This window comes from Anaeromusa sp., from assembly GCF_028691475.1.
Classification (GTDB): Bacteria; Bacillota; Negativicutes; order Anaeromusales; family Anaeromusaceae; genus Anaeromusa.
In genome coordinates this window covers 1-5,583 of record NZ_JAQUZF010000143.1, presented here as the reverse complement: position 1 = coordinate 5,583, position 5,583 = coordinate 1, and the positions used below count along the sequence as shown (strand labels likewise).

At 47.6% G+C, this 5,583-nt stretch carries 3 protein-coding genes and 1 tRNA gene; 3 read left to right on the top strand and 1 reads right to left on the bottom strand.

From position 1 onward, the window contains the following. Positions 1-153: 153 nt before the first annotated feature. Positions 154-2,706: an HD domain-containing phosphohydrolase gene (locus PHF27_RS13065; RefSeq protein ID WP_300070945.1), complete on the bottom strand. Its 2,553-nt coding sequence runs from the start codon at positions 2,704-2,706 to the stop codon at positions 154-156. Positions 2,707-3,022: 316 nt separating this feature from the next. Between PHF27_RS13065 and PHF27_RS13060 the strand changes: the two genes are divergently transcribed. From PHF27_RS13060 to PHF27_RS13050, 3 genes are all read left to right on the top strand, one after another. Next, on the top strand, positions 3,023-4,420 hold the full coding sequence (locus tag PHF27_RS13060) for an NAD(P)/FAD-dependent oxidoreductase (protein ID WP_300070943.1): 1,398 nt from the start codon (positions 3,023-3,025) through the stop codon (positions 4,418-4,420). Between the two features lie 129 nt (positions 4,421-4,549). Next, positions 4,550-5,392 carry a polyamine aminopropyltransferase gene (gene speE, locus PHF27_RS13055; RefSeq protein WP_300070948.1) on the top strand — a complete coding sequence of 281 codons (843 nt, stop codon included), beginning with the start codon at positions 4,550-4,552 and terminating at the stop codon, positions 5,390-5,392. A gap of 92 nt (positions 5,393-5,484) precedes the next feature. Beyond that, a tRNA-Asn gene (locus PHF27_RS13050) sits at positions 5,485-5,560 on the top strand. The last annotated feature ends 23 nt before the right edge of the window (positions 5,561-5,583 follow it).

Genomic DNA, 5,583 nt, shown 5'->3' with positions numbered 1-5,583 from the left:
TTGGTGTGTAGCAACTTTAATTGTATGTGAGTTATTTACTTTATGCTCATTTTTTTGTGCAAAAAAATGTTGAGGTAAACATGCTCTTGCGTGCTTACCCCAACATTTATTATAGAACCGCTTTTTGCTGCGCATATGCGTATGCGCTGAGCTTTATTTTGTTTTCGCAGTTGCTTCAACTTGTTTTTCGTGCAACTCGTAAAGAAGGGTAATAAAACTTTCTGTGATTTGCGGGTCAAATTGGCGCCCCGCTTGGCTTTTGAGTTCCGCAATTGTCTCTTCAAAGGAAAGTGCTGGGCGGTAAGGGCGGTCATGGCGCATTGCTTCATAGCTGTCAATCAGACTGAGCATGCGTACGCCAATCGGGATATTAGCGCCGCTTAAGCCCATGGGGTAACCGGAGCCATCCCAGCGCTCGTGGTGTTTTAGAATCCAGTCGCCGATGCCGGAAAGTTCGGGGATGCTTTCGACCAAATGTTGCCCTACCTCTGGATGCCGGCGAATGTGTCGGCGGTCTTCTTCGCTAAGGGAAGCTTTGGAGGAGAGGATGCTCTCGCTGACGCTCAAGAGGCCGATGTCGTAATAACGTACGGCTGCTTGCAGCTGCGGAATTAAAGTATCCGGAAGTTGAAGCTTTTGCGCCAGTTTAGTGATCAGCATTTGCATATGCTGAATATCTTTTTGCTGTGTTCCTTCGCGTCCCTGGACTTTGCGTAAGAAGCTGTTGAGAATAAGGCGGCGCGCAGATTCGCGATGTTGACTTTTATCGTTGTACATGTGATTATCCGCTTGGCGGAAAGCATCTTCTAAAGAAGTAATCTCCGGAGTGGCAATGGCATACCCTGTGGCTATGCTCAAAGGAAGTTCCGGATGCTCTTGATTATAGGCTGAGGCTGCTGTACGAAGACGCTTAAGGAGATTGCCTAGCTGCTGATCGGTGCTGTTGGGCAAGAGGGCGGCAAACTCATCGCCGCCAATGCGGGAGACAATGTCGTCGCCGCGGAAATGCAGACGCAAGAGAGACGCTACGTTGCAGATCAGGGCGTCGCCGCTGGCGTGTCCCAGGGTATCGTTAATCAATTTGAGTCCATTGACATCAATGATGACAATGCCGATAGGATGACGGCTGCTGCTTAAACGCTGCATTTCTCCTTCAAAGAAGGTGCGGTTAAAGAGGCCTGTAAGTTGATCGTGCATGCTGAGATGACGCAACTCATCTTCCATTTTCTTGCGTTCGCTGATATCCAAAATAGTGCCGATCAGAGCCGGCTGCCCGCCAAGTGTGCCGAGAGAGGCGTAAATTTCGGCGAAAATAACCTGGCCGTCGCGGCGGATCAGCTTTACTTCGTAATTTTCATCGACAAGTTCGCCTGCGAGGCGGTCCTTCATGCGTTGCTGCACTTCAAGGAGGTGATCCGGGTGAATAATGTCATGCACAGGCATGCCGCCGCTGAGTTCGCCGAGCTCATAGCCAAGCAATTCTGCAAGGCGAGGATTTGCGTACATAATGCGATTGTCTAAGATACCGTAAACACCGACCATGGATTTTTCTACCAGTGTGCGATAGCGCGCTTCAGTTTCCGTAACTACTTTGTTGACAATATCCATGGTTTCTAGCATGGTAGAAAGCTTTTCCGCATTGGCGTTGAGTGTTTCCCCTAAATGACGCAGCTCCGTAGGAGCCAGAAGCAAATTTTGCTTAGAAAGGCGGGCCATATAATTTCCTTTGCGGTATTCTTCTGCTAAATGCATTAAATGTCGCAAGGGACGAAGAAACATCTCTTGGCCTAAAAAGAGCAGCAGCAGCGCGAGGATTGTCACAAGCCCCAAGCCGATGAGCAGCAAACGCAGCTTGTTTTCATGATGCTGGTACGCTTCCTTTATATCCATTTCGCAAAATAGGATCCAATCATGGATTTCTAACGGTTTAAATACGGCTACGACATTTTGGCCCAAGTAGTCGGTATATGTACCAATGCCTTGTTGGGAGTGCTGCGCCTGCTTGAAGCCATCTAGGCGTCGAATCAGAGAACTGGGCATGTCTAGGGCGGCTCCAGCGATTACCGTACCGTCCGGAGCGGCAATATACATTTTTCCGGTTGTCCCAAAATGAACGGAGGTTAAAATGTTTTGCAAGCGGCTAAGCTGTGTTGTGCTGGTAATAACGCCGCGAATGGTTCCGTCTTCGCCATGGACAGGAGACGCAAACACAAGAACGGGCCGTCCTGTGGAGCGATCAACTAAAACATTGCTTAAGGTAACTTTGCCTTGCTTGGCTTGTTGAAAATAATCGCGGTCGCCAAGGTACAGGTTTAAAGGGCCATTCACGGAAGCTCTGGCGATACCGCTGGCATCGATAAAGGTCAAGGCGGTAAAGTTGCTCTGGACGCGAAACGTCTCATCCAGAACTAATTGAATATCTGCAGAGGTTCCTTGTCTTACGGAAGGAAGATTGCTTAAGAGTTCAACGAAGCTGGACTGTTCTGTGAACCAACGTTGTACGTTGGCGTTCTGGATATCTGTGATATATTGTAATTCCCGATAAACGGAAGGATCGGAGATGGGAGAAGAGGTGCGCTCTTGTAAGGGCAGTAACAGCAATAACGGGGTAAAAACCAGTAAAGCGGAGCTGAAAAGCAGTCTTGACTGCATATCATCTAAGCGCAGTCTGTTGAGCAGATATGCAATGGCATCGCGCCAGTTCATGGTGTCACCTCCTTATACTAAACATAATTAATTCGCAGTATTTTAGGAAAATCCTGCTCGGTAATAGGACATAAATACCTTTGCAAAGACAATGGGCCTATTAAAAGTTTGACTTTTTTATGAAGTACTTAAGAGAAACTTGTTTCTAGCGTAAAACCCTTGCATTAAAAAGTGGCTTTCTGTATAATATATCGGGTTGCGTTAAGAAACTGCCGATACATACGTAAAATCGGACGTATGCTGATGCTATGGCGACGAAGCCGAAGCAGTTTGGATGTTTCTTAGTAAGCGTGCAACCAAAGGAAGGGAGGCTGCCATGTCTAGTCAATTTGATGTTGCTATTATCGGTGGTGGTCCTGCTGCTATTTTTGCAGCGTATGAGCTGACTTTAAAAAATCCATGCCCGAAGGTGGCGCTGGTGGAAGCAGGACAGGACATTTATAATCGCCGCTGTCCGATAGCCGAGAAAAAAGTTTCGCAGTGTATCAATTGCAAACCCTGCAGCATTATGCGCGGCTTTGGCGGCGCGGGAGCTTTTTCCGACGGTAAATACAATTTGACGACCGAGTTTGGCGGTTGGCTGCATGAGTATCTTGATGATGAAGAAGTCATGGACTTGATTTACTATATTGATGCCGTCAATTGCTCCTATGGAGCGCCTTCTGAGTGCTTTACTACGCAGAACAGTCATTTAAAGCGGCGGGCTTTGGCGTATGATCTGCATTTGCTCGAAGGCACGGTACGGCACTTGGGGACCGAAAACAATCTACAGATTTTGAAAAATGTTTACGAAGAGCTCAAAGGCAAAGTATCCTTTTTCTTTCGCACGCAAGTGGAAGAAATTTTGCCGCAAGGAGAAAATAAAGGCTTTGTGCTGAAAGCGAAAGGCGAAATAGAAGAGCTTTGCTGCGATACTTTAATCGCTGCGCCTGGACGGGCGGGAGCTGAATGGTTTTCAAAGCAATGTAATGTATTGAATTTGCCTGTGTTCAACAATCAGGTTGACGTAGGGGTGCGTGTAGAGATTCCTGCAGAAGTATTCCAACAGATTACGGATGAAGTATATGAAGCAAAGCTAGTGTATCGCACGAAACAATATGGTGATTTGGTACGCACCTTCTGCATGAACCCCAAGGGCTATGTGGTAGCGGAAAACACGGATGGGATCATCACCGTGAACGGACACAGCTACCGCGACGAAGCGCTGCATAGTAAAAATACCAATTTTGCGCTGCTTGTAAGCAATCGCTTTACAGAACCGTTTAATGAGCCCCACCAGTATGGCAAGCGCATTGCCTCGTTTTCCAACATGTTGGGAGGCGGCGTGCTGGTACAACGCTTCGGAGATTTAATTAAAGGAAGACGGACGAATGAACACCGTCTGGGTCAAAGCTTTACGCGGCCTACCTTAGATGCAGTTCCAGGCGATTTGAGTCTAGTGCTTCCTAAGCGTCATTTGGACAATATTATTGAAATGATTTACGCCTTGGACAAAGTTGCCCCCGGCATGGCGAACAATGACACTTTGCTCTACGGCGTAGAAGTCAAATTTTACAGTTCTAGGCTGGAATTAAGCAATCTTTTAGAAACAAAGTTACCAGGCATGTTTGCTATCGGAGATGGCGCAGGGGTAACTAGAGGCTTGTCTCAAGCCAGCGCTAGCGGGGTTTATGTGGCGCGGACGATTTTATCGCGCTGGAAAAAGGCTCTCTAGGGCTAGCCTGGCGCCGCAAATTGCGGTATCATTATATATAGAAACGATTAGCAAGAGGGGACCGTGCGCGGCGCCCCTCTTGACTTATATGCATTCTATTTTAAATGATCGATGCGGGAGGGGATTATGATGGATTTATGGATGACAGAGTGGCAAACCCAGCACCTGGGAATGTCGGTGCGCATAAAGGAAACATTGTTTTCTGGGCGTTCTTCGTTTCAAGAGATTGCCGTGGTGGAATCAGAACCGTTCGGACGGATGTTAGTTTTGGACGGCGTATTTCAGACCAGCTTGTTTGATGAATTTATTTATCATGAGATGATGGCTCACGTGTCGTTGAGCACACATCCTAACCCCAAACGCATCTTGATTATTGGCGGCGGAGACGGCGGTACGGCGCGAGAAGTGTTGCGTCATCCAAGCGTGGAAAAGGTAGAAATGATAGAAATCGACGGCATGGTAGTGGATGTCTGTAAAGAATTTTTACCGGAAATCAGCGCAGCTCTTATTGCCGATTCAGCGCGCTTGGAAGTGAAGATCGGCGACGGTATACAGCATATGAGCCAAGCGGAAAACGAGTACGACGTTATTATCGTGGATTGCTCGGATCCAATCGGTCCTGGCGAGGGTTTGTTTACTAAGGCGTTTTATCGGGACGTATACCGGGCTTTAAAAGCGGACGGCCTTTTTGTGCAACAGACGGAGTCGCCGTTTTATCACCAGGAGCTGATTCGGCGGCTGTGGTTGGATGTGGATGATTTGTTCCCTGTGGCGAGAATGTATCTGGCTTATATTCCTCTGTATCCAGGAGGAATGCATTCCTTCACTATGGGGTCTAAAAAGACGGATCCCTTGGAGGCAGACTTGCGTCCGTTGCCTTTCAGGACAAAGTATTTTAATGAATCGATTTACCGCAGCTGTTTTGCGTTGCCGAATTTTGTGCAAGAATTATTGACTGCAAAGACGAAATAAGTAAAACAGCAACAAAGAAAATATAAATTCCCTATTGCCAAGCGGTTCATCCTGCTATATAATAACAAACGTCGCCGATGATTCGGCACTATTCCTCGATAGCTCAATCGGTAGAGCACGCGGCTGTTAACCGCGGGGTTGTAGGTTCGAGTCCTACTCGAGGAGCCATTTTGGCCCGTTGGTCAAGCGGT

Coding starts and splice junctions, on each gene's coding strand:
- PHF27_RS13065 (WP_300070945.1), bottom strand. CDS start 2,706: ATGAACTGGCGCGATGCCATTGCATATCTGCTCAACAGACTGCGCTTA.
- speE (WP_300070948.1), top strand. CDS start 4,550: ATGGATTTATGGATGACAGAGTGGCAAACCCAGCACCTGGGAATGTCG.
- PHF27_RS13060 (WP_300070943.1), top strand. CDS start 3,023: ATGTCTAGTCAATTTGATGTTGCTATTATCGGTGGTGGTCCTGCTGCT.